This is a genomic window from Mitsuaria sp. GD03876 (assembly GCF_029840635.1).
Classification (GTDB): domain Bacteria; phylum Pseudomonadota; class Gammaproteobacteria; order Burkholderiales; family Burkholderiaceae_C; genus Roseateles.
In genome coordinates this window covers 41683-64889 of record NZ_JAOCCU010000021.1, presented here as the reverse complement: position 1 = coordinate 64889, position 23207 = coordinate 41683, and the positions used below count along the sequence as shown (strand labels likewise).

At 70.9% G+C, this 23207-nt stretch carries 22 protein-coding genes; 8 read left to right on the top strand and 14 right to left on the bottom strand.

Annotation, left to right across the window (positions count from 1 at the left end):
- Positions 1 to 3: 3 nt before the first annotated feature.
- The 9 genes from N5D62_RS14870 to N5D62_RS14830 form a co-directional block, all read right to left on the bottom strand.
- A complete protein-coding gene (locus N5D62_RS14870) occupies positions 4 to 2031 on the bottom strand; it encodes a glycoside hydrolase family 97 protein (protein ID WP_279758618.1) in 2028 nt (675 codons plus the stop codon).
- Positions 2028 to 2981 carry a family 43 glycosylhydrolase gene (locus tag N5D62_RS14865; RefSeq protein WP_279758617.1) on the bottom strand — a complete coding sequence of 318 codons (954 nt, stop codon included), beginning with the start codon at positions 2979 to 2981 and terminating at the stop codon, positions 2028 to 2030. Before N5D62_RS14865 ends, N5D62_RS14870 begins: the two co-directional genes overlap by 4 nt.
- Positions 2982 to 3041: 60 nt before the next feature.
- On the bottom strand, positions 3042 to 4403 hold the full coding sequence (locus N5D62_RS14860; RefSeq protein ID WP_279758616.1) for an extracellular solute-binding protein: 1362 nt from the start codon (positions 4401 to 4403) through the stop codon (positions 3042 to 3044).
- A complete protein-coding gene (locus N5D62_RS14855; protein WP_279758615.1) occupies positions 4400 to 5236 on the bottom strand; it encodes a carbohydrate ABC transporter permease in 837 nt (278 codons plus the stop codon). Before N5D62_RS14855 ends, N5D62_RS14860 begins: the two co-directional genes overlap by 4 nt.
- Positions 5233 to 6195 carry a sugar ABC transporter permease gene (locus N5D62_RS14850; protein ID WP_279758614.1) on the bottom strand — a complete coding sequence of 321 codons (963 nt, stop codon included), beginning with the start codon at positions 6193 to 6195 and terminating at the stop codon, positions 5233 to 5235. Before N5D62_RS14850 ends, N5D62_RS14855 begins: the two co-directional genes overlap by 4 nt.
- Entirely contained in the window at positions 6192 to 7289 is a 1098-nt protein-coding gene (gene ugpC, locus N5D62_RS14845) for a sn-glycerol-3-phosphate ABC transporter ATP-binding protein UgpC (RefSeq protein WP_279758613.1), read from the bottom strand. The genes N5D62_RS14850 and ugpC overlap by 4 nt, the downstream gene beginning before the upstream one ends.
- A gap of 81 nt (positions 7290 to 7370) precedes the next feature.
- Positions 7371 to 8300, bottom strand: a complete 930-nt coding sequence (locus tag N5D62_RS14840; protein ID WP_279758612.1) for an arabinan endo-1,5-alpha-L-arabinosidase — start codon at positions 8298 to 8300, stop codon at positions 7371 to 7373.
- Between the two features lie 101 nt (positions 8301 to 8401).
- On the bottom strand, positions 8402 to 9850 hold the full coding sequence (locus tag N5D62_RS14835) for an aldehyde dehydrogenase family protein (RefSeq protein WP_279758611.1): 1449 nt from the start codon (positions 9848 to 9850) through the stop codon (positions 8402 to 8404).
- A 55-nt stretch (positions 9851 to 9905) separates the two neighbouring features.
- On the bottom strand, positions 9906 to 10835 hold the full coding sequence (locus N5D62_RS14830; RefSeq protein ID WP_279758610.1) for a dihydrodipicolinate synthase family protein: 930 nt from the start codon (positions 10833 to 10835) through the stop codon (positions 9906 to 9908).
- A 216-nt stretch (positions 10836 to 11051) separates the two neighbouring features.
- Between N5D62_RS14830 and N5D62_RS14825 the strand changes: the two genes are divergently transcribed.
- From N5D62_RS14825 to N5D62_RS14815, 3 genes are read left to right on the top strand one after another with little or no spacing between them, the layout of a single operon-like run.
- Positions 11052 to 11804: an SDR family NAD(P)-dependent oxidoreductase gene (locus tag N5D62_RS14825; protein WP_279758609.1), complete on the top strand. Its 753-nt coding sequence runs from the start codon at positions 11052 to 11054 to the stop codon at positions 11802 to 11804.
- Positions 11801 to 12724 (top strand): SMP-30/gluconolactonase/LRE family protein, encoded by a 924-nt coding sequence (locus tag N5D62_RS14820; protein ID WP_279758608.1) that lies wholly within the window; start codon positions 11801 to 11803, stop codon positions 12722 to 12724. The genes N5D62_RS14825 and N5D62_RS14820 overlap by 4 nt, the downstream gene beginning before the upstream one ends.
- Entirely contained in the window at positions 12721 to 13776 is a 1056-nt protein-coding gene (locus N5D62_RS14815; protein ID WP_279758607.1) for a galactose mutarotase, read from the top strand. Before N5D62_RS14820 ends, N5D62_RS14815 begins: the two co-directional genes overlap by 4 nt.
- Positions 13777 to 13925: 149 nt before the next feature.
- Here N5D62_RS14815 and N5D62_RS14810 read toward each other — a convergent pair whose 3' ends face one another.
- On the bottom strand, positions 13926 to 14111 hold the full coding sequence (locus tag N5D62_RS14810) for an AbrB/MazE/SpoVT family DNA-binding domain-containing protein (protein ID WP_279758606.1): 186 nt from the start codon (positions 14109 to 14111) through the stop codon (positions 13926 to 13928).
- A gap of 102 nt (positions 14112 to 14213) precedes the next feature.
- A complete protein-coding gene (locus N5D62_RS14805) occupies positions 14214 to 15329 on the bottom strand; it encodes a hypothetical protein (protein ID WP_279758605.1) in 1116 nt (371 codons plus the stop codon).
- A gap of 246 nt (positions 15330 to 15575) precedes the next feature.
- Between N5D62_RS14805 and N5D62_RS14800 the strand changes: the two genes are divergently transcribed.
- Complete coding sequence (locus tag N5D62_RS14800) at positions 15576 to 16634, top strand: alpha/beta hydrolase (RefSeq protein WP_279758604.1); 1059 nt, start codon at positions 15576 to 15578, stop codon at positions 16632 to 16634.
- Positions 16635 to 16838: 204 nt separating this feature from the next.
- Here N5D62_RS14800 and N5D62_RS14795 read toward each other — a convergent pair whose 3' ends face one another.
- Positions 16839 to 17285, bottom strand: coding sequence for a DUF4148 domain-containing protein (locus N5D62_RS14795; protein ID WP_279758603.1), 447 nt, complete (start codon positions 17283 to 17285; stop codon positions 16839 to 16841).
- 254 nt (positions 17286 to 17539) lie between these two features.
- Between N5D62_RS14795 and N5D62_RS14790 the strand changes: the two genes are divergently transcribed.
- Positions 17540 to 18877: a 3-oxoacyl-ACP reductase gene (locus N5D62_RS14790; protein WP_279758602.1), complete on the top strand. Its 1338-nt coding sequence runs from the start codon at positions 17540 to 17542 to the stop codon at positions 18875 to 18877.
- A 73-nt stretch (positions 18878 to 18950) separates the two neighbouring features.
- Here the strand turns inward: N5D62_RS14790 and N5D62_RS14785 are convergent, their stop codons facing one another.
- On the bottom strand, positions 18951 to 19106 hold the full coding sequence (locus tag N5D62_RS14785; protein ID WP_279758601.1) for a DUF3309 family protein: 156 nt from the start codon (positions 19104 to 19106) through the stop codon (positions 18951 to 18953).
- A 217-nt stretch (positions 19107 to 19323) separates the two neighbouring features.
- Here N5D62_RS14785 and N5D62_RS14780 point away from each other — a divergent pair, with 217 nt between their 5' ends.
- The 3 genes from N5D62_RS14780 to N5D62_RS14770 all read left to right on the top strand — a co-directional run bounded on the left by N5D62_RS14780 (position 19324) and on the right by N5D62_RS14770 (position 22241).
- On the top strand, positions 19324 to 20895 hold the full coding sequence (locus tag N5D62_RS14780; protein ID WP_279758600.1) for a RecQ family ATP-dependent DNA helicase: 1572 nt from the start codon (positions 19324 to 19326) through the stop codon (positions 20893 to 20895).
- A 134-nt stretch (positions 20896 to 21029) separates the two neighbouring features.
- Positions 21030 to 21623 carry a hypothetical protein gene (locus tag N5D62_RS14775; protein WP_279758599.1) on the top strand — a complete coding sequence of 198 codons (594 nt, stop codon included), beginning with the start codon at positions 21030 to 21032 and terminating at the stop codon, positions 21621 to 21623.
- Between the two features lie 6 nt (positions 21624 to 21629).
- The gene (locus N5D62_RS14770) at positions 21630 to 22241 is read left to right on the top strand and encodes an RES family NAD+ phosphorylase (RefSeq protein WP_279758598.1); all 612 of its coding nucleotides are present in this window, start codon (positions 21630 to 21632) and stop codon (positions 22239 to 22241) included.
- Here the strand turns inward: N5D62_RS14770 and N5D62_RS14765 are convergent.
- Entirely contained in the window at positions 22210 to 23100 is an 891-nt protein-coding gene (locus N5D62_RS14765) for a LysR family transcriptional regulator (RefSeq protein ID WP_279758597.1), read from the bottom strand. The genes N5D62_RS14770 and N5D62_RS14765 overlap by 32 nt on opposite strands.
- Between the last annotated feature and the right edge of the window lie 107 nt (positions 23101 to 23207).

Below are 23207 nucleotides of genomic sequence, written 5' to 3'. Positions count from 1 at the left end.
CTATCACGGGCGACCCGGCCCGAAACTCGCGACAAATCCTCCCTTGGCGGGCAGCGTCACGCGGTGTTGGCCGCCGCCGCGCAGCGTGTCGAAGCGGAAGTCGCGCGGGCCCTTGCCCTCGCCGATGACGGCGCCGGTGCGGCCGGCGAGGAACCCGAGGTCCAGGGTCAGGTCCCGCGGCGCGTCGCCGGCGTTGATCGCCGCGACGAACCAGCGGTCGCCGGCCCGGCGCGCGAGCGCCACGGTCTCGCCGGGCTGGCCGGCCAGGAAACGCACGTCGTCCCACTGCCGCGGCAGGTCGCGCAGGAAGGCGCGCACCGGCGCGGGCACCCGGGCCATGCCCTGCGGCGTCTCCGCGTAGTGCTGGACGCCGGAGACCAGCAGCACCGACAGCGCCAGCTCGAACCCGTTGCGCGTGGCGCGCCGGATCCCGGGGATGTCGCCGAAGACCACCGGCGTGAAGTCCATCGGATCGAACAGGTTGCGGGTGTACGGCAGCATCGCGAGGTGGCGCGGCACGGCGTCCTGGTCGGCCTGCTCGAAGGTGGCGAACTCGAAGCCCTTGACCGCCTCGGCGGTCATCAGGTTCGGGTAGGTCCGGTTCCAGCCGCGCGGCAGCGTCGCGCCGTGGAAGTTGACCAGCAGGCCGGCGCGGGCGGCGTCCTCGAGGAGGTCGACGTAGTAGCGGATCGAGCCTTGCCCGTCGCCGCCGAAGAAGTCGATCTTCACGCCCTTGATGCCGGCGGCGGCGAGCTTGGCGAACTCGGCGCGGCGCTGGACGGGGTCGATCAGCCGGCCCTTGGGCGTGTACTCGGTCTCGTTCCAGTCGCCCGAGGAGTTGTACCAAAGCCAGATCCCGACGTGCCGCCTGGCGGCATGGGCCACCAGCGCCTGGATGCGGTCCCAGCCGATCTTGCGGTCCCAGTCCGCGTCGATCAGCGTGTAGGGCCAGTGCATGTCGGCGGCGTAGTCGATGAAGCGCCGCTGCACCTCCTCCACCGTGCCGTCGTCCTTCAGCAGCGCCCAGCTCCAGGACGCCGGGCCCGGCTGGACCTTGTCCTTCGGGAAGTCGATCGCCGGCGCGGCCAGGTCGGTGCCCAGCGTCGACTCGACCAGCGTCTTCAGCTCGCCGATCGCCAGCACCCGCCACGGCGTCGTCAGCGGTCCGTCGGCGTTGCCGAAGCGCTCCCGGCCCGGCCAGGTCTCGCCCCATTGGGGACCGTCGAAGTCATAGCCGTCCCTCGACATCGTCGGGCGCAGCCGGGAGGCGTGGTACCGGCCGTCCATCCCGGCCTCGGTCACCGCGATCCAGGTGTCGCCGCTGCGGAACAGCGCGGGCAGCACGAAACCCTCGCGCGCCGGCGCCTCGGCGCCGACCGCCGATTCGGGGGCGTAGTGTTCCTCGTAGGCCGGGTTGGTGGACTTCCAGCCGGTCCGCCAGACCTGCATCGGCTGCAGGAAGGCCCGCGTGCCCGGCGGGAAACGCACGCCGCTGCCGTCGTGCACGTTGCGCTTGGGCGCCGGGTCCTGCAGCACGTAGCGGAACGCGACGCCGTCGTCGAAGGCGCGCCACTCCATCGCGGCGCGTTGGGACTCGCCATTGCGCAGCTCGCAGCGCATCGCGCGATACGGCCGGTCGATGTCGCGCCGCTTGCCCACCAGCGTGTAGCGCTCGCGGCCCTCGGTGGGCGCCGTGCAGTCGACCAGCGACAGCCTGGAGAAGAACTCGGCGCCGTCCGTCGTGATCCACAGCGGAGACGGCCGCACGACCGGCTTGCCGTCACGCAGCACCTCGTAGTTCAGGCCGTCGTTCCAGGCCGCCGAGAAGCGCACGCTGAGTCGGCCGTCGGGACTGGCGAAGGCCGGCGCCGCGGCCGCGTGCGCGACGGCCTCGGACGACGGCGGCGCCGGCGGTGGCGGTCCCACGGGGCTCAAGGCCGTCGCCGCGGGCATGAACGACACGCCCGCCACCGAGGCCGCCATCGCCGCGACCCATCGCCTCAAGCGCTTCCTGCTGACGCTCATGCTCATGCGCCCCACTCCTGCACCGGACCGTCCGGCCGTGGTTGATCGAAGTCCGGCAGCCCGTCGGCCCGCCAGCCGAAGGGCTGGACCCGCGCGTGGCGGTTGGGGTCGTGCAGCGGATCGCCGAGGATCTCGCGATACGTCCGGGCATGGAAGACCAGCAGGTCGGTCCGTCCGTCCGGCGTCGTCGTGAAGCTGTTGTGCCCCGGCCCGTACTGGCCGTTGGCGCTGGCGAAGACCGGCACCGGCGACTTGCGCCAGGCCGAGGCGTCGAGCAGGTCGGCCGTCGCCTCCGCCCACAGCAGGCCCATGCAGTAGCTGGCGTCGGTCGCGGCCGCCGAGTACGCGATCAGCACCCGCCCGTGCCGCTGCAGCACCGCCGGCCCCTCGTTGACCGCGAAGCCGACGCGCTCCCACGGCAGCACCGCCTCGCCGATCAGGGTGGGCGCGCTCTTGAGCGTCCAGGCATTGGCCAGCGTCGCCAGGTAGAGGTTGGTCTTGCCCTGGCGCGACGCGTCCGCCTCGGCCCAGCACAGGTACTGCTCGCCGCCGTGGTGGAAGGTGGTCGCGTCGAGCGCGAAGTCGTCCAGCGGCGTGCGGATCTGGCCGCGCTCGATCCACTCGCCCTGCGTCGGGTCCGCGTGGGTGTTCTCGAGCACGTGCATGCGGATCTTCCAGATGTCCTCGCGCTCGCCGCCGGCGAAGTAGATCAGCCAGCGGCCGTCGACGCGGTGCAGCTCCGGCGCCCAGATGTGCCAACTGGCCGGACCGCGCTCATGGCGCGTCCAGACGATCTTCGGCGCCGCGTGCGGCAGGTCCTCGATGCGGGCGGCGCCGCGCAGCTCGATCGCGTCGAAGCCGGGCACCGACGCGGTGAACCAGTAGCGCCCGTCGTGCAGCGACAGGTGCGGATCGGCGCGTTGGGGAATCAGCGGGTTGGACCAGTTCAGCGACATGGGATCGACGATCAATGGGGTTCGGGACGGGGATGGGGAACGATCGCGGGACGCATCGTCTCAGCGCCTGACCTTCTTCAAGGCCTTGTTGACCTGCTTCTCGACATCGGCCTGCACCTCCGCGACCGGCTTGCCGGACACCAGCAGGTTGCTGACGTCCTCGCCGATCAGCAGCTCGATCGCGCGCTGCGTGGGCACGTTGGCCGGCATCGAGGTGCCGGTGCGGGTGATCTCGGCCAGGTGCTCGCGGAACGGCAGCGCCTTGAACGAGGCGCTGTCGGCCACCGAGCGCCGCACCGGCAGGTGCCCGGTGCGGGCCCATTCCGCGCTGCGCCGCCAGATGAAGCGCAGCAGCTGCAGCGCCGCGGCGTGCTGCGCCGGGGTGGCCGCGCCGCCCTTGAACAGCGCCCAGCTGTGCCCGTCGGCGAAGACCGCCGGGCGCTGGTACAGCTGCGGGAACGGCACGACGGTGTAGCCGCCGCGCAGCGGCGACCCGGGTTTCTTCGCCTCGCGCAGGAACTGGTCGATCGTCCAGGTCCCGACGACGACCACGCCGGCCTCGCCGTTGAGGAAGGCCTGGTTGGCGGCGCCGTAGTCGAGGTCGGGTTTCACCAGCCCCTCGGCATACAGCCGCTGCATCAGCGTCAGCGCGTTGACGACCTGCGGCTGGTGCATGTCGATGCGCCGGCCGTCGTCGCTGAACAGCTTCGTGTCCTGCTGCGCGATCAGCGTCTGGAAGGTGCGGTTGGTCGCCGCCGTCTCCTTGACGATGGCCCAGGCGAAGTACGGCTTGCCGGTGCGTTGCTTGAATTGCCGCGCCATCGCCAGCAGCTCGTCCGGCGACCGCGGCAGCCGCGGCTGGCCGTCGGCGCCCATCAGGCCGGCCTGGCCCATCAGCGTGGTGTTGACGTGCCACAGCCAGGCCCAGGTGTCGAAGGGCAGCGCGTAGACGTGGCCGTCCTGCGTCACGCCGCGGCGGGCGTGGTCGGTGAAGTCCGCCGTGTCGATGCCCAGCGCCGGCAGCTCCGCGTCCAGCGGCTCGATCAGGCGGCGGCGCACGTAGTCGCCCAGCGCCGACTCGTGCATCACCGCCACCGTCGGGATGTCCTTGGCCACCAGCCGCGCCGTCAACTGGTCGTAGTACGGCGCCCACTCGGCCACCTGCGTCTTCACGACGATGCCGTCCGGGTTGGTCGCGTTGAACTCGTTGACCAGCGCGGTCACGATGCCGCACTCGCCCACGCCCTGGCTCGCGTCGTTGACCGCGCCGAACTTCGCGTCGCAGCTGCCGAAGAAGCGCATCAGCGTGATCTCGGTCTTCGGCTTGCCGGCCGGGCCGGTGTGGGGGTCGCCGCAAGCGGCCAGCAGCGCGGCGCAGGCGACGGCGGCGGCCAGCGCCATCGAACGCAAGGTCGCCCTCATGACCGGCCCGTCCCCGCGACGGCCGTGACCAGGTGTTTCTGGAAGAAGAGGTAGATCATCAGCACCGGCGCCCCGGCGAAGACCGCCTGCGCCATCAGGAAGCCCAGTCCCTCGGATTGCGCGAAGTTGGTCTGCGTCGAGGCCAGGCCCCGCGTCAACGTGTACATCTCGGGCTGCGTCGCGATGACCAGCGGCCACAGGTAGTCGTTCCAGCAAGCCAGGAAGGTGAAGATCCCCAGCGTCGCCTGCGCCGGCAGCGTCAGCGGCAGCACGACGCGCCAGAAGGTCTTGAAGCGCGACGCGTTGTCCAGCAGCGCCGCCTCCTCCAGGTCGATCGGCACCGCCTTGAAGTACTGCGTCATCAGGAACACGCCGAACGGCGCCGCCAGCCCCGGCAGCGCCAGGCCCGCGACGGTGTTCTGCAGGCCCCAGTCGGAGAACAGCCGGTGCAGCGGGATGAACACGCTCTGCGCCGGGATCGCCAGCCCGAACAGCACCAGCGGGAACAGCAGGCGGCGGCCCGGGAACTCGCAGCGCGCGAAGCCGTAGCCGGCCAGCGAGGACAGCACCAGCACCCCCAGCGTCTGCAGCGCCGCCACCAGCGCGCTGTTGCCCAGCCAGCGGAACACCTGCGAGGTCTGCAGGATGTCCGCGTAGTTGGCCAGCGTGTACGGCGGCGACAGGAACACGTCGGTGCGCACCATCAGCAGCTCGTTGGGCTTGAAGGACAGGGCCAGCACCCACGCCAGCGGCAGCATCCACAGCGCCGCCAGCACGACCAGCGCCGCCATCACCGCGCGGTCGAAGGCGCCCTTGCGCAGCATCGGGGTCATCGCCGGCCTCCCTGCGCGGCCTCGCGCCGCTCCAGCCACATCTGCACCGACACGCCCAGCAGCATCACCACCAGCAGCACCTGCGAGGCCGCCGTCGCGTAGCCCAGCGACAGCTGCATGAAGGCTTGCTCATAGATGAACTGCACGATCGGCCGGGTCGTGTTGTTCGGGCCGCCGTTGGTCATCAGCATGATCTGCGGGAAGACCTGGAACTGGCGGATCACCTCGATCACCGCCACCAGCGCCACCGTGCGCTTGAGCGCGGGCAGCGTCACGTGCGTCAGGGTGCGCCAGCGGCTGGCGTTGTCCAGCGCGGCGGCCTCGTAGACGTCCGACGGGATCTGCTGCAGCGCCGACAGGAACAGCATCATCGGCAGCCCGATGATCCACCACACCGTCACCAGCGCCAGCGTCGGCAGGGCCAGCAGGTCGCTGGTCAGCCAGGGCAGCTGCGGCAGCCCGAGCGCCGCGCTGCCCTGCGCGACCAGGCCGCGCTCGGGCATCAGCGCCAGCTGCCACACCAGCGTGATCAGCGTCACCGAGAACACGCTGGCGCAGAAGAACACCGCGCGCAGCATCGCCGCGAGCCGGCCGGGCCGGTTCAGCGCCAGCGCCAGCATCAGCGACAGGCCGACGAAGACCGGCACGCTGATCAGCACGAAGCGGATCGTGTTCCACACGACCTGGTGGAAGACGTCGTCCTCCCACAGCTCGCGGTAGTTCTGCAGGCCGACGAAGAAGCTGTCGTTGGACAGCAGGTCATGGTCGTGGAAGCTGATGAACCAGCCCTTGGCCAGCGGCCAGAGCAGCAACAGCACATAGACGATCAGGAAGGGCGCGACGAACAGCAGGTGGGCCGGCCGCGAAGCGCGCAGCCCGACACCCCGGCGCCCCGCCCGAGGCGCTTCGCCCCGGTCCGCTCCCGCGGGCGGGAGCGACGACGACACGGCGCCGCTCACGGGGTCGGTCCTTGGCCGTCGACGGCGTGATGCGCGCGGCCTTGCGCGTCGAACAGATGCGCCTCCGTCATCGCCAGCGCCAGCCGCACCGGCTCGCCGGCGGACGGCGACGCTCCGGCGGCGACCGTCGCGATGGCGCGGGTGCCGTCGACCAGGCGCACATGCGCCAGCGTGCGCTCGCCGAGGAACTCGACCATCTCGACCTGCGCCGGCAGCGGGCCGCTGGCGTCGGTGACCAGGTGCTCGGGCCGGATGCCCAGCGTCAGCTCGCTGCCGGGGACCGAGGCGGCGACATGGGTCGCCATCGCCTGCCCGCCGGGGAGTTCGATGGCGGCCATGCCCTCGCGGTCGGCCAGCCGCCGCACCGGCACGAAGTTCATGCCCGGCGTGCCGATGAACCCGGCGACGAAACGCGTCGCCGGCCGGCGGTACAACTCCGACGGCGGCGCGACCTGCTCGATGCGGCCGGCGTTCATCACGACGATGCGGGTGGCCAGCGTCATCGCCTCGATCTGGTCGTGGGTGACGAAGACCATGGTGGCGCCGAGCCGGCGGTGCAGTTGCGCCAGTTCCAGCCGCGTGCGTCCGCGCAGCGCGGCGTCGAGGTTGGACAGCGGCTCGTCGAACAGGAAGATGCCGGGCTCCTTGACCACCGCGCGGCCGATGGCGACGCGCTGGCGCTGGCCGCCGGACAGCTGCCCCGGCTTGCGGGCCAGCAGAGCGTCGAGTTCCAGCATCCGCGCCGCTTCCTGGATGCGGCGGTCGATCTGGTCCCCGGGCAGTCCGATGTTGCGTAGGCCGAAGGCCAGGTTCTCGCGCACCGTCATGTGCGGGTACAGCGCGTAGTGCTGGAACACCATCGCCAGCTGGCGCAGGCCCGGCGCGGCATGGGTGACGTCCTGGCCGTCGATCAGGATGCGGCCGGCGGTGACCTCCTCCAGCCCGGCGATCATCCGCAGCAGGCTGGTCTTGCCGCAGCCCGACGGGCCGAGGAACACGATGAACTCGCCGGTCGCGACGTCGAGCGACAGGTCGGGGATGACCTGCACCGCGCCATAGCGCTTGCAGATCTGCTCCAGCTTGAGGGCAGCCAACGGAATGTCTCCTGATGTTTTCTTATTGAGGGCGCCGCGGATCTTCTTCGATCTTCCCGGCGCGCCGGGAGCGGGTCGCCACTAGAGCCGCGGCCAGCCGTCCTCGTCCCAGCGGAGTTCGTCCAGCCGGAGCTTGGGCTTGCCGCCGTCCTCGGCGTCATAGGCATGGCGCACGATCCAGCGCCCGACCACGTCCTGGTGACCGGGCCCGATCCAGCGGCCGGCGCCCTGCTCCACCAGCGTGCCGCCGCCGTCCATCAGCGCGCGGCCGTCGCGGTCCAGGAACGGGCCCGTCGGCGTCCGCGACCGGCCGACTCGGATGTTGTAGGTGCTCTTGAGGCCGCGGCAGCAGAAGTCGTGCGAGACGAACAGGTAGACCCAGCCGCCGTGGCGGACCATCGTCGGCGCCTCGATCGCGCCGCCGCCGCCGCCGCCGGCCCCATCCTTCCCGCGGCCGCGCGCGATGAAACGCGCCGGGCCGCGCGGGCGCATCGTCGCGGCATCGAACTCGACCAGGCGGATGCCGCCCCAGAACGAGCCATAGCTGAACCAGAGCCGGCCGTCGCCGCCGTCGGCCTTCGCGTCGATGAACAGGTCGGGGTCGATCGCGTTGAAGTCGTCGGTCTCGACGCTGCGGACCACCAGGCCGTCGTCGCGCCAAGGGCCGTCGAGCGATTCGCTGCTCGTCAGCCCGATCGCCGAGCGGTTCTTGCCGAAGGTCGAGATCGAGTACAGCAGCCAGTAGCGTCCCTGGAGCGCGACCACCTTCGGCGCCCAGACATCGAGGCCGCGATGCGCCGGCACCGCCTCGGCCCACCAGGCGGGCGCCTGGCTGAACACCGGCGCGAGCCGCCGCCAGCCGCGGCCATCCTCCGAGCGCAGGTGCTGCAGGCCCTGGCCCGTCGTGAAGACGTGGAAGACGCCGCCCTGCTCGATCAGCGTGGGGTCGTGCGCCGGGGCCGGGTCCTCGACACCCTGGGCACGGGCCAGCGTCGCCGCCGAAGCCACCACGAGGGCGCGGACAAGCCGGGCGCCGGGGCGGCGGCCATGTCGCGCCTCGGCGGCCCTCCCCTGACGGGCGCCGGCGAGGCCAATGCAGGGCAGGCCCATCGTCAGCCCGGGAAGGTGTAGGCGGTCTTCACCGTCGTGTAGAACTCGCGCGCATGGCTGCCCTGCTCGCGCGGGCCGTAGCTCGAGCCCTTCGTGCCGCCGAACGGCACGTGGTAGTCCACGCCGGCCGTCGGCAGGTTGACCATCACCATCCCGGCCTGCGCATGCAGCTTGAAGTGGGCGGCGTGTTTCAGCGATTGCGTGCAGATCCCGGCGGACAGGCCGAACTCGGTGTCGTTGGCCAGCGCGAGCGCCTCGTCGTAGTCGCCGGCGCGCACGACGTTGGCGACCGGGCCGAAGACTTCCTCGCGGCTGATCGTCATCGCGTTGGTCGTTCCGGTGATCAGCGCGGGGACCTGGAAGAAGCCGCGGGTCTCGCGTTCGACGACCTCGCCGCCGAAGGCCAGCGTGCCGCCCTCGCGCCGCGCGATGTCGATGTAGCGCAGGTTCTGGTCGAGCTGGCGCTGGTCGACGACCGGTCCGATGTCGGTGCCGGCCTTGAGCGCATGGTCGACCTTGAGCGTCTTCATCTTCGCGACGACCGCCTCGACGAAACGGTCGTGGATGCCGTCGGTGACGATGATCCGGCTCGACGCGGTGCAGCGCTGGCCGGTGGAGAAGAAGGCGCTCTGCACCGCCGCGTTGACCGCGACGCCCAGGTCCGCGTCGTCGAGCACGACCAGCGGGTTCTTGCCGCCCATCTCGGCCTGCACCTTGGCCTGGCGCGCGGCGGCGGCGGCGATCAGGCGCCGTCCCGTCGCGACCGAGCCGGTGAAGCTCAGCGCCCGGACCCGGGGCGAGTCCACCAGCGCCTGGCCCACCTGCGAACCCGCGCCCATCACCAGGTTGAAGGCGCCCTTGGGCAGCGCGGTGCGCGAGAGGATCTCGGCCAGGGTCCAGGCGCAGCCCGGGACCAGCTCGGCGGGCTTGAACACGACGGTGTTGCCATGGGCGAGCGCCGGGGCGATCTTCCAGGCCGGGATCGCGATCGGGAAGTTCCACGGCGCGATCAGGCCGACGACGCCGACCGGCTGCCGCAGCACGTCCACCGACACGCCGGGGCGGACCGAGGCCAGCGTCTCGCCGCCGCCGCGCAGCGCCTCGGCGGCGAAGAACTTGAAGATCATCGCGGCGCGGTGCGTCTCGCCCACGCCTTCGGCCAGGGTCTTGCCTTCCTCGCGGGACAGCAGCCGGCCGATCTCCTCGCGGCGCGCGAGCAGTTCGCTGCCCACCGCGTCCAGCACGTCGAAGCGCTGCTGCGGCGTGCTCGCCGCCCAGGCGGGGAACGCCGCCTGCGCCGCGGCGATCGCGGCCTCCGCCTGCGCCGCGTCGGCCTGGGCATACAGGCCGATCACGTCGTCGGTGTCCGACGGGTTGATGTTGGGCCGCTGGTCGGCGCCGGCGACCCACTCGCCGGCGATGTGGTTCTTGAACTCGGGGATCTGGCTCATCACGGTCCTCGGAAAGGGAATCGGCAGCAGCCCGGCGCGGGGCGCCGCGGCGGGATCAGCGCGCCCAGCGCAGCACCAGCGGGTCGAGGCGGCGCGCCGCGTCGAGCAGTCCGGCGCGGACCTGCGGATGCATCGTCGGGAACGGGTGCCGCGGCAGGTCGCAGGCGATGACCCCGCCTTCCTTCATCAGCGCCTTGGCGGTCAGGATGCCGCCCTGGCGGTTCTCGGCGTTGATCAGCGGCAGCCAGCGGCCGTACTCGGCCACGGCGGTCTCGCGGTCGCCCGCGGCGTAGGCATCGACGATGCGCCGGATGCCGTCCGGGTACGCGCCGCCGGTCATCGCGCCGGTGGCGCCGGCATCCAGGTCGGCCAGCAGCGTGATCGCCTCCTCGCCGTCCCAGGGGCCCTCGATCGCATCGCCGCCCAGCTCGATCAGCTCGCGCAGCTTGCTGGCGGCGCCGGCGGTCTCGATCTTGAAGTAGCGGACCTGCTCGATCTCCCGCGCCATGCGCGCCAGGAACGGCGGCGGCAGTGGCGTGCCCGACATCGGCGCGTCCTGGATCATCACCGGGATGTCGATCGCGTCGGACAGGCGCGCGTAGAACGCGTGGATCGCCGCCTCGCCCACGCGCAGCGTCGCGCCGTGGTACGGCGGCATCACCATCACCATCGCGGCGCCCAGTTCCTGCGCCATGCGGCTGCGCTCGGCGCAGATCTGGGTGCTGTAGTGCGTGGTCGTGACGATCACCGGGACGCGGCCGGCCACGTGGTCCAGGATCGTGCGCGTGAGCACCGCGCGCTCGTCGTCGCCGAGCACGAACTGCTCCGAGAAATTCGCCAGGATGCACAAGCCGTTGGACCCGGCGTCGATCATGAAGTCGACGCAGCGCTTCTGGCTCTCGAGGTCGAGGCCGCCCTGCTCGTTGAACGTCGTCGGCACGACCGGGAACACGCCCTTGTACGGACGCGGGAAGCTCAGGCTCATGGTGTCTCCAGAGGTCTTGGGATTCTTGTTGGGTTCGAATTAAAGTATTACTTATTAAATCGCCGTATCGGTGCAAACCCTCATTCAAGGCCATTTGACCGGTCAAATAGTCTGACTTATAGAATCGCGCTTCCGGAGACGGCCGACACGCGGCCGCCGATGCCGGGACCCGACACGAAGAGGCGCGACACTCGCGCCCGCAGCCACGGAGACGACATGACCAGCGCCCTCTATCCCAGCCTGCGCGACCAGCGCGTGCTCATCACCGGCGGAGCCACCGGCATCGGCGCGACGCTGGTGGAACGTTTCGCCGCCCAGGGCGCGCGGGTGGGCTTCATCGACATCGCGGCGCAGGCCGGCCAGGCCTTGGCCGCGCGGCTGCCGGGCAGCGCCTTCGTCGCCGCCGACCTGACCGACATCGCGCAGCTGCGCGCCGCGATCGCGACGCTGCGGGAGCAACTCGGCGGACCGTTCAAGGTGCTGCTGAACAACGCCGCCAATGACAAGCGCCATGCGCTCGAGGACGTGACGCCCGAGTTCTGGGACCAGGCCATCGCCGTCAACATCAAGCACCAGTTCTTCGCCGCGCAGGCGGTGGCGCCCGACATGAAGGCGCTGGGTGGCGGCTCCATCGTCAACTTCGGCTCGTTCAGCTGGATGCTGATGCAGGGCGGGATGGCGGCCTACACGACCTCCAAGGCCGGCGTGCAGGGGCTGACGCGCTCGCTGGCCCGCGACCTCGGGCCGTTCAACATTCGCGTCAACACGCTGGTGCCGGGCTGGGTGATGACGGAGAAACAGCTCGCGCTGTGGGTCAACGACGAGACGAAGCAGGAGATCGACGCCAACCAGTGCCTGAAGCAGCCGCTGATGCCTGATCACGTCGCGGCGATGGCGCTGTTCCTGGCGGCCGACGACAGCGCGATGTGCAGCGCGCAGGACTACATCGTCGACGGAGGCTGGGCATGAGCGCGGTGGCGGCGATCGCCGGCCAGGCGCCGGAGGCCCGGGTGCATGTCGACTGCCGCGAGCGGCTGGGCGAATGCGCGCTCTGGTGCGACCGGGAGCAGGCGCTGTACTGGACCGACATCGACAGCCACCGGCTGTCGCGGTGGCAGGCGTTGGAGGGATCGGGCGACGGACGCGTCACGCACTGGGCGATGCCGGAGCCGCTGGGCAGCTTCGCGCTGTGCGACACGCCGGGATTGCTGGTGCTCGGCCTGGCCTCGGGCGTGGCGCTGCTGGATCTCGCCAGCGGCGAGATCGGTCCGCTGGCGCCGGTCGAGCCCGACGAGCCGCGCACCCGCATCAACGATGGGCGCTGCGATCCGCAGGGCCGGTTCGTGTTCGGCATGTTCAACCCGCACGGGGCGGCGGTCGGCGGCTACTACCGCGCGTCGATGACCGGCGTGGGCATCGGCCGCGGCCTGCACGTGGAGCGCCTGCCGTTGCCGCCGGGCATCGTCGGGAACGCGCTGAGCTTCAGCCCCGACGGGGGGACGCTGTACTACACCGACTCCCCCACCCGGACGATCTGGGCGATGGACTATCACGCCGATGGGCGGCTGGGCGAGCGACGCGTGTTCGTGCAGCTGCCGATGGACGGCGGGGAGCCGGACGGCGCGGCGGTCGACGCGGATGGCGGCCTGTGGTCGGCGATCTGGGGCGACGGCGTCGTGGTCCGGTTCGACGCGCAGGGACGCGAGACGCTGCGGCGGCCGCTGCCGGCCTCGCAGCCGACCTGCCCGGTGTTCGGCGGTCCGGCGCTGGACCGGTTGTTCGTCACGACCGCACGCAGGCAATGCGAGCACGAGGCGCTGGCCGGCGCGTTGTTCGAGCTCGACCCGCAAGGCCATCGCGGCCTGGCGCCTCACCGGTTTCGCGCATGAAGCCGATTCAACGACGGGTCTACGGCCACCTGCCCGACGGGCGTCCGGTGCACGAGTACGTGATGGACAACGGCCGCGGGCTGCGGTTGTCGGCGATCACGCTGGGCGGGATCGTGACGCGGCTGGAGGTGCCCGATGCGCGCGGCGAGGTCGCCAACGTGGTGCTGGGGCTGCCGACGCTCGAGGACTACCTGCTGCGCAATCCGCATTTCGGCGTGATCGTCGGACGCTACGGCAACCGGATCGCGCAGGCGGCCTTCCGGCTCGACGGCGAACGCCATGCGCTGGTGGCCAACGACGGCACGAACTGCCTGCATGGCGGCACACGCGGATTCGGCTGGCTGCTCTGGCGGGCCGAGGCGGAAAGCGACGACTGCCTGCGCTTCGATCTCGACAGCCCGGATGGCGACCAGGGCTTCCCGGGGCGGCTGCGGGTGGCGGTGCGGTATCGGCTGGTGGAGGACATGGGGTGGCAGATCGAGTACGAGGCCACGACCGATCGTCCGACGGTGGTGAACCTCACGCATCACGACTACTTCAACCTCGCGGGGCGCGGGTCGGCGCTGGGGCATGAACTGCAGATCGCGGCGAGCCGCTATTGCGAGGTGGATGGCGGCCTGATCCCGACCTCGATCGCGACGGTGGCCGACACGCCCTTCGACTTTCGCGAGGCGCGGGTCATCGAATCGCGCTTGCGGCAAGCGCATCCGCAGTTGCAGCGGGGCAAGGGCTACGACCACAACTGGGTCCTGGATGCGCCCTTCGACGGCCGGATGCACCTCGCGGCGCGGCTGCGCGATCCGGTGTCGGGGCGCGCGATGGAGGTCCTGACGACGGAGCCGGCGATGCAGTTCTATTCGGGGAACTTCCTCGACGGGAGCTTGCTGGGCAGCGGCGGGGAGTTCCATCGCCAGGGCGACGGGGTGTGCCTGGAGACCCAGCACAACCCCGACTCGCCGAACCGCACGGTCAGCGCGGACTGGCCATCGACGGTGCTGCGCCCCGGCGAGACCTATCGGAGCGCGACGCTGCACCGGTTCTCAAGTCCTTAGGCCGACGACGTCTCCATGGGTCTTTGTGATGGGGATCGTCCCGGACGATGCAGCGGACCAGGACGTTGGTATCGATACCGGCCATCAGCGAAATGGGCTCATTGCTTCGATGGAAACGCGACTGCCGTTCCGTGTTTCGAGGATCCCGGTCAGATATCGGTCTCTCCACTCTCTGGATCTTCGGAATCGGGCGGCAATTCCTCCACCCGGGGTCGCTTCGTCTTCGCCAAGACTCTGATGCTCCCGTCCTCCTGGAGTTCCCAGATGAACCGCGTCCCGAGCTTGGCACCCACGGCCTTGCGGATGTCCTTCGGGATGACGATCCGGCCGTTCATTTCCATCCTCGACATCGACACCGCACTCTCCTTGCGAAGCGAGGTCCTCACTGTAGGAAGACCCCGCGCCCGGTTCCATGACCCGGACCTGTCGCGCTGCGCTCAACTCGACTCGGACGAGGCATCGAGCTCCCGGGGATGAGTCGTGTCGCCCGACAACCGCAACGCCAGCATCTCGTCCACCTGCGTCGCCAGGTGCAGGTTGACCCGCACCGCCGTCCATGCCTCGCGCCCTCGCGTGTAGACCCGCCCGTTGGACGCTTCCTGGATCTCGTGCTCGCCCCACAGGCCGCGCTCGCCGAACGACGGCGCCGCCTCGACGATCGCCAAGGCTGCCTCGCGATTGGCCTCGTCGCTGGTCTCGCGGCGGCGCCGCTCGAAGCGCCACTCGCCTTGCCACGGATAGTCGATGCGCACCAGCCCCGGCGTGAGCTCCGGCCCGGGCTCGCTCGGCGCATGCACCGCGCCGTGGTCGCCGTAGTCCACGACCGGCCAATCCCCCAGCCGTCGGTGCAGCTCCCGCTCCAGGATCGCCAGCCGTCCCGAGCGCGGCATCTCCCCCACCGGCGGCTTGCCCACCCACTGCGCGGTCGCCGGGAAGCTGTTGCCCATCGCCACCACGCGCAGCCCCGGCCACCGCGCCCGCCAGCGCGCGATGAGCTCGCGCCCGGTGCCCGCGCAGCCCAGCAACCACTCCCGCTCGGTCGTGAAGTCCATGACCACGATCGCCCGCGCCGGCGCCATCAGGCCGTCGATCGCGCGTTCCATCGTCGCGGTCAGCGGCACCGGCCCGCGCAGCCGGAACACGGCCAGGCCGAAATCGCGCTCGATCCACGCGGCCTGCTGCGCGATCGCGCGATCGCCCGCGCCATCGGTCAGCTGCACGACCGGCACCGCCTGCCGGTGTCCCCGCGCGAACTCCCGCCAGGCGCGGAACCCCAGCGACGGATCCGCCAGCCGCCGCCAGGCCAGCGCGTGCTGCAGCGGCGCGCGGCCCAGGTCGATCAGGTGCGGCAGGTCCTGCATCACCTCCCCCGCCTGCGAGGCCGCGCGGCGGAAGTCGCCCAGCTCCGGGATCCGCGCCGCCGGCACCAGCGTCATCAACGGCAGCATCCGCCGCTTGCGCGCCCGGTCGAGTTCATGCAGCCCACGCAACTCCGCGGACAGCGTCCGCAGCGACGGAAAGTAGACGACTTCATCCAGCGACAGATCGATCATCGGAACCTCTTTCGGGCCTGTGCCCCCTGGCTCCGGACGCCCCATGCGCCCGGAGCGGGCAGGCTAGGAAGGCGGGACCCGCAAAGCCAGGGGGCCGATTGATCGATGTCAGAGATCGGGTTTGTATGTCCATGTATCGGACGGCGCTCCAGCGACGGCGCCATGCAATCCGCCTCCTGATCGACAAGCCGGGGATACATCGCGCGGGTCCACTGCACAGGTCCCCACCACATCCCGAGACCCGACATGACCGACACCACGCTCCCCCGCCGCCAGTTCCTCCGCCTGGGCGCCTCGCTGGGCGCCGCCGCCTCGGCCGCCGCGGTGCTGCCGCTGGGCGGCCTGCTGCCCGCGTCCGCCCTCGCGGCGACCGGCCCCGCCGATGCCGCCGCGCTCGCGATCACGCCGGCCTTCGGCACGCTCAAGCACATCGACGCCGGCGACCTGCGCGTCGGCTACGTCGAGGCCGGGCCGGCCGACGGCCCGCCGGTGCTGCTGTTCCACGGCTGGCCCTACGACGTCCACACCTACGAGGACGTGACGCCGCTGCTCGCGGCGGCCGGCTACCGCGTCATCGTCCCGTACGCGCGCGGCTACGGCTCGACGCGTTTCCTGTCGGCGGACACGCCGCGCAACGGCCAGCAAGGCGCGCTGGCGCGCGACGCCATCGCGCTGATGGACGCGCTGCACATCCCGAAGGCCATCGTCGCGGGCTGCGACTGGGGCGCGCGCACCGCCGGCATCCTCGCCGCGCTGTGGCCGGAGCGCTGCCAGGCGCTGGTCTCCGTCAGCGGCTACCTGCTCGTGAGCCGCAAGGTCAACGAGCAGCCGCTGCCGCCCGCGGCCGAGCTGCAGTGGTGGTACCAGTTCTACTTCGCGACCGAACGGGGCCGCCTCGGCTACGAGAAGTACCGCGCCGAGTTCTCCAAGCTGATCTGGCAGCTGGCCTCGCCGCAATGGCGCTTCGACGACGCCACCTTCCGCCGCAGCGCCGTCGCCTTCGACAACCCGGACCACGTGGCCATCGTCGTGCACAACTACCGCTGGCGGCTGGGACTGGCCGACGGCGAATCCCGTTTCGACGACATCGAGGCCCGCATCGGCGCCGCGCCGCGGATCACGCTGCCGGCGATCACGCTGGAGGGCGACGCCAACGGCGCGCCTCATCCGGAGCCGGCAGCCTACCGGGCCAAGTTCGCCGGCAAGTACGAGCACCGCGACCTGACCGGCGGCATCGGCCACAACCTGCCCCAGGAAGCGCCGAAGGCGTTCGCGCAGGCGGTCATCGACGTCACGCGTCTGTGAGGCGAATCGGCTTCGGCGCCGCGCTGCTTCCGGCGCGCCCATGAAAGCGGGGCTCCCGAATGGGAGCCCCGTTGCTCGAAGTCGGATGACCGTTCGTTCCTGGTCGGGTCATCCCACGTCCATCCTTCGGTCACGAGGGCCGGCACTGTCTCGCTCGGACCCGACTGGCGGACCGTCGCGGCCGATGCCAGGCATCGGGAGCGTTCAAGGACTCGACGAATGCGCCGCCTCGAACTCCGGCGCATATCCCTGCTCGCTCCACATCCGGTCCAGCGAACCGTCGGCGCGAGCCTGTTCCAACTCCTCGATCACCTGGGCGCGCGTGCGGCCGCCCGCGGCCGGCGCCGAGAAGTTCACCTCGGTGCCGGTGTCGGCGGACATGCCCACCGTCACGTCGGCATCGGCCTGGTGATTGGAGTACTGCACATCCATGCCCTTGGCCTCGTCGAAGTCGGGCGCGTAGCTGTGCTCGCCCTGCAGCTTCTCGAGCGACCCATCGGCACGGGCCTGTTCCAGCTCGGCGACCACCTGGTCACGCGACTTCGGGCCGGACATGATTTCCTCCTCGACCTGCGCGATGGCCGGCAAGGCCAGCGCGGCCGCCATCGCGGCGACGCCGATCGGGATTGACAGCTTCTTGAGGTGACGCATCTGAATCTCCTTCGATTGAAAAGTGGTCCTGCACGCGGGTGAGCCTTCCTGCTTTCGACCGACCGGTCGGAGCCGGTATCCCGCTGCGTCGGCGCGCGTTTCAAACGCCTTGGAATCCACTCTACGAGGGTGAACGCGACATGAGACGGACACGGGGATGACCGTTTCGTCATCTCTGCCGCCCCGCCTACACTGCGGCCCGCCCTTGTCCTACACGGCGTCCTTTCCTGGCCGCTGCTCGCACCCTGACACCCATGACCGACCGCCTGCTTTCGTTCGTCCAGCACCCCTTGGGTCGACGCGTCGCGCGTGCGCTCAACCTGCCGCAACCGGTGCCGTTGCCGCGGCGACAGGACGCGTGGAACGACCACGAACTCGCGGGCCGATCGGTGCTCGCGATCGCCCCCGGCGGCGCGACGCCCCTGCCCTCGTTGCTGGCGGCGATCGCCGCGGAAGGCGGCGGGGCCAGCGATGGCGCCGCGATCGGCGCGCTGATCGTGGACGCGACCGGATGCCGCGATGTCGCGGCGCTGCGCGCGCTGTTCGAGCAGACGCAATTCGCGCTCACGCGGCTCGCGCCCGGCGCGCGCGTGCTGGCATTGACCTCCGCCGCCGCGGCCAGCGCCGCCGAGGCCGCCTGCCTGCAGGCCGTGCAAGGTTTCATCCGCGCGTTGGCCAAGGAGATCGGTCGCCGCGGCGCCACCGCCAATGCGCTGGTGCTGCAGGAAGGCGCGGCGTCGCCCGCGTCGCTCGCGGGCGCCCTGCGTTTCTTCGCGACGGATCGCTCGGCCTATGTGTCGGGGCAGGTGCTGTCGTGGCGCAAGCCTGCCCAGGACGGCGCGGGCGACCTCGCGCCGATCGCGGCGCGCGCTCGCGTGGCCCTGGTGACGGGCGCTGCCGGCGGCATCGGCGCCGCCACGGCGCGCAGGCTGGCGCTGGACGGGATGCGCGTGCTGTGCGTCGACGTGCCGGCGGCGCGCGCGCCGTTGGAGGCCCTCGCGCGCGGGATCAACGGCTCGCTGCTGGCGGCCGACCTGACGGCCGCGGGCGCGCTCGACGAACTGACCGACGCGGCGCGGCGCCTGGGCGGGCTCGACGTGCTGGTGCACAACGCCGGCATCACCCGCGACCGGACGCTGGCGCGGATGACGCCGGCCGAATGGGACGCGGTGATGGGCGTGAACCTCGCGGCGATCCTCGCGATCGACGCGCGGCTGGATGAGGCGGGCCTGCTGAACCCGGGCGCGCGGGAGGTCTGCCTGTCCTCGATCAGCGGGATCGCCGGCAACGCCGGGCAGACGAACTACAGCGCCTCCAAGGCCGCGCTGATCGGCTACGCGGCCGCGCGGGCCGCAACGCTGGACGGACTGGGCGGCACGATCAACGCGGTCGCGCCGGGCTTCATCGAGACCGCGATGACGCGCCGCATGCCCCTGATGGTGCGCGAGGCCGGTCGCCGGCTCAACGCGCTCAAGCAAGGCGGCACGCCGGCGGACGTGGCGGAGGCGATCGCCTTCCTCGCGTCGCCGGGTGCTGGCTCGCTGACGGGCCAGGTCCTGCGGGTCTGCGGCCAGTCGCTGCTGGGCGCCTGAACGGCGGGCGCCACGGACGCCGCCCCCGACATCGGCGGGTCGGCGCGCGCGGCCTACCGGGTCCCGTGCGCCGTCAGATGTAGCCCATCAACAGCAGGATGATCAGGATCAGCACGACCAGCCCCAGCCCGCCGCTGGGGTAGTAGCCCCAGCCGCGGCTGTGCGGCCAGGTCGGCAGCGCGCCGAGCAACAACAGAATCAAGACGACGAGCAGGATGGTGCTGATCATGCGGATCTCCGTGATCTCGTGAATCGGTGCCCGCGGGCGGCTTGACGGCGCATCGCGGGCGGCATGCCGGGATACGGCAACCCGGGTGCCCGCTCTGAGAACACGGCGACGGCGCCATGGGCACGACGCCTGGGCCGGTGGGCGCACCGTTTGCTCTGGAGCGCGGTCCCTCCCCCTTCCCGCGGGTCCATCACACGCCTGCGGACACGCCGCCCTCATGCCGTCACGCCGCCGTCCTCCGTCCGAAAAAACCCTCCAGCAGCAACTGCGGCGCTTCGGGCTTCGCGCCTGGCGGCCGGGACAGCGGGATGTCATCGACCGCGTGATGCGCGGCCTCGGCACCCTGGCGGTGATGCCCACCGGTGCGGGCAAGTCGCTGTGCTACCAGTTGCCCGCCGCGCTGTTGCCGGGGCGGACCGTCGTCGTGTCGCCGCTGATCGCGCTGATGAAGGACCAGTGCGAGCGCCTGGGCCACCTGGGCATCGCCTGCGCGCAGGTGCACAGCGGGCTCGACGCGGCCGCGCTCGCGGCGGAGGAAGCCGCGGCGCTGGACGGGACCGCGCAGGTCGTGCTGCTGACGCCGGAGCGGCTCGCCGACGGCGACTGGCTCGACCGCCTCGCCGAGCGGCCCACCGACCTGCTGGTCGTGGACGAGGCGCATTGCATCTCCGAGTGGGGACACGATTTCCGCCCCGCGTTCCTGCGCATCGGCGAGGCGCGCGAGCGCCTGGGCCGGCCGACGGTGCTCGCGCTGACGGCGACGGCCAGCGCGGAGGTCGTCGAGGACATCGCCCGGCAGCTCGACATCCCGGCCGCCGGCTGCCTGGTCGGCGGCAGCTACCGGGCCAATCTCCACTACCGCGTCGAGCCGCTGGTGGACGAGGACGACAAGCGGCGTCGACTGCTCGAGCTGCTGCTCGAAGACGCAGATGCGGCGGAGCGCGGGGACCCCGGAGAGCCCGTTGCGCCTGAGGAGCCCGCGACGATCACGCCGGGCGCGGGGATGCCATCGACGATCGTCTACGCCGCCACGGTGAAGGCCGCCGAGGCGGTGCACGACGCGCTGCTGGGCGCGGGCGTGGCCTCGGCGCTGTATCACGGCCGCCTGCGCGCCGCGCAGCGCCACGAGGCGCAGGACCGCTTCATGCGGGGCGAGGCGCGCGTGATGGTCGCGACCAACGCGTTCGGGCTGGGCATCGACAAGCCCGACATCCGGCGCATCGTGCATTACCAGCTGCCGGCCGGCCTGGACGTGTACTACCAGGAGTCCGGACGCGCGGGCCGCGACGGCGAGCGCGCCGATTGCACGCTGCTGTTCGTCGCCGGCGATCGGGCGGTGCAGCAGTTCTTCCTCAACGGCCGGTATCCGCTGCCGGCCGATGCGCAGGCGGTCGTGAACGCGCTGGCGACGGCCGCGCCCGACGACGCCGGCTGGACCATCGACGCCCTGCACGCCCGGCTGGGCCGGCCGCGCAACAAGCTCAAGGTGCTGACGGGCCTGCTGGTCGAGGAAGGCTGGATCGCGGCGCGGGAGGCGGCCTTCCTGCCGGTCGATCCGCCGCCGGGAGATGCCGACGCGCTGGCCGAGGCGGTGGCCCGCTACGAGGCCAAGGCGGGACAGGACCGGCAGCGGCTGGAGCAGATGGTGTCGTACGCGCAGAGCGGGCGTTGCCGCTGGCGACTGATCCTGGAGGCTTTCGACGAAGCCGCGGGCTTCGACCGCTGCCATGGCTGCGACAGCTGCGAGCGCATGGACGCGCATGAGCGCGCGGCGGCGAAGGCGGCCTGATCCCGCTTGATCGCTGCAGGACCGCCACCGCCGGTCGAACAACTCCCCCCTTTCGATGGCCCCCTCCGGCGCCCCGTTCCGGGCGATGCGCCGCGGGGCCGACGCGCGCAGCATGACGACGTCGCCCGAGGAGTTTGAGCCACGTCAACAGGTCTTCAGATTTCCGGGTCGGCACCCGCCGGCTGGCTTGCTTCGGCATCTCGTCGACGCCAGCATGCTCGCCATTCGCGACTTTCAACATGGATGACTTCATGAGGCTCATCGATCACTCTCCGGCTCCGCCGAACCCCTGTCTCACCGAAGCGCTCAAGATCCCCGGATGCCCCCACGTCCCGCTGCCCGACAGGGCGGATGGGCTCGACTTCCAGGCGCGCTGGAGCCGCAGCCATCGCGATCGACTCTCGGATCCGGACCTGCTGACCGTGGCGCAGATCTCGACGATGACCGAGCTCGCCGAGGCGGATGTCCTGGCACTGATCCAAGACGGCCGGGCACTCGCGTTGACCGACGCGTCGGGAGAGCTCCGACTGCCCTACTGGCAGTTCTTCGAACCGCTGTGGTCTCACCTGCCTCTGATCAAGGCGGCACGCCGGCACTACACGCCCTATGGCTTCCTCAGGTTTCTCGAAAGCGCCTCGGAGGGTCTCTGGGGAATGACCCCGAGGGCGGCGATTGAACGGGGCCACCTGGAGTACGTCCTGGCCGATGCCGAATGGGGTCACAGGTAGATCCGCATGACCCTGTCCGACTTTCGACAGCTGACCGTCCACACAGTGCCGGCGGGATCGACGCTCTACCGCGTGCAGCTCTCCGAGGTTCGTGCGATGACGATCCAGCGAGGACCGCTCAAGATGTATGGCGGGTCAACACTGTCCGGTCGTTTCGACCTGGGCGACCGTCCCATTGCGTACCTGGGACAGCGACCGCAGACGGCCCTTTACGAGGCCGTGTTCCGCCGGGAGCTGGTGGAGGTGCTTGTCGACGACCTGGTGGCGAAAGAACTGATTGCGGTGAAGACCTGCCATCAGTTGCGCGTTGCCGACCTTCGCCCGTTTCCGGCGCATTTCCCCGTACTCCAATCGACGCGCATTCAGGAGACGCAGCAACTGGCGGCATCCATCGCCGAGCTTGGGCTCGACGGCGTGGTCTATCGCTCCGCCCAGCAGGCCGAGCATGACTGCCTGGTGCTTTTCGATCCCTCCGAAACACTCGTCACGCTGCTGTGGCAAGTCCCACTCGTCGCGGAAAGCGGGAAGTGGCACGACTGGGTCTTGGCGGCGACGGCGTGCGCGAGGCTGAACGTGAAGACGGTGGCTAACGCCCCGCCTCCCCCACCATCCTCATGAGCACCCCCGCCGTCCGCTGCATCAACGGCGTCGCCCGCTTGCTGGTCGGCGTGACCAGGCAGAGCGTGCTCTGGATGTCCGCCCGCGCGAACGGCGTCGTGACCAGACGCTCCGGCCTTTCGTAGATCCGCAGCGCGTCCTCGCCCAACGCGGCATGGCCGATGCCCGCCGCGACGCAGTCCAGGATCGCCGGCACGCTCGCCACCTCCCATCGCACGTCGAGCTGCACGCCCGCCATCGCCGCCGCTTGCTCCATCAGCGACCGGAAGATGTGCCCCCGCTGCGGCATCACCAGCCGATACCGGGACAGTTGCGACAAGGTCGGCGGCCGCGCCGGCGCCTGGTCCTTGGGACTGACCAGGCACAGCCGCTCGCGCCGCAGCGGCAGGATCTCCAGCGCCGGCATCGGCTCCGGGTTGTAGACCAGCGCCAGGTCGGTCCGCCCCGTCAGCAGCCATTCGGTCAGGTGGACCGAGAACCCCTCCATGATGGTCAGCCGCGCCTGCGGCATCTCCGCCTGGAACGCCCGGATCAGCGCCAGCGTGTGCAGCCGCGCCAGCGTCGGCGGCATCGCGATCGTGATCTGCCCGACCGGCTCGCTGCGCCGCGAGCGCAGGTCGTCCTTCGCATGGCTGACCAGGTTCAGGATGTCCTGCCCGTGCTGCAACAACCGCCGCCCCGCCTCGGTCAGCTCGACGCCGCGCCCATTGCGCAGCAGCAGCGTCTCGTGCAGCTCGGTCTCCAGCGCCCGCACCTGCCGGCTCAGCGCCGGCTGCGCCACGCCCAGCACCATCGCGGCCTTGCTGAAGCTGCCGTGTTCGGCCACGTGGACGAAGGTCTCCAGTTGGGTCAGGTTCATGCGCCGATGCTCTCACGAACCGGCATGGCTGCTCCATCCGGGCCATGCCCGATCGGAATATCAGCTAGTGGAAGCTAGAACTGGATCGTCTGGCCCGACCGGACCAG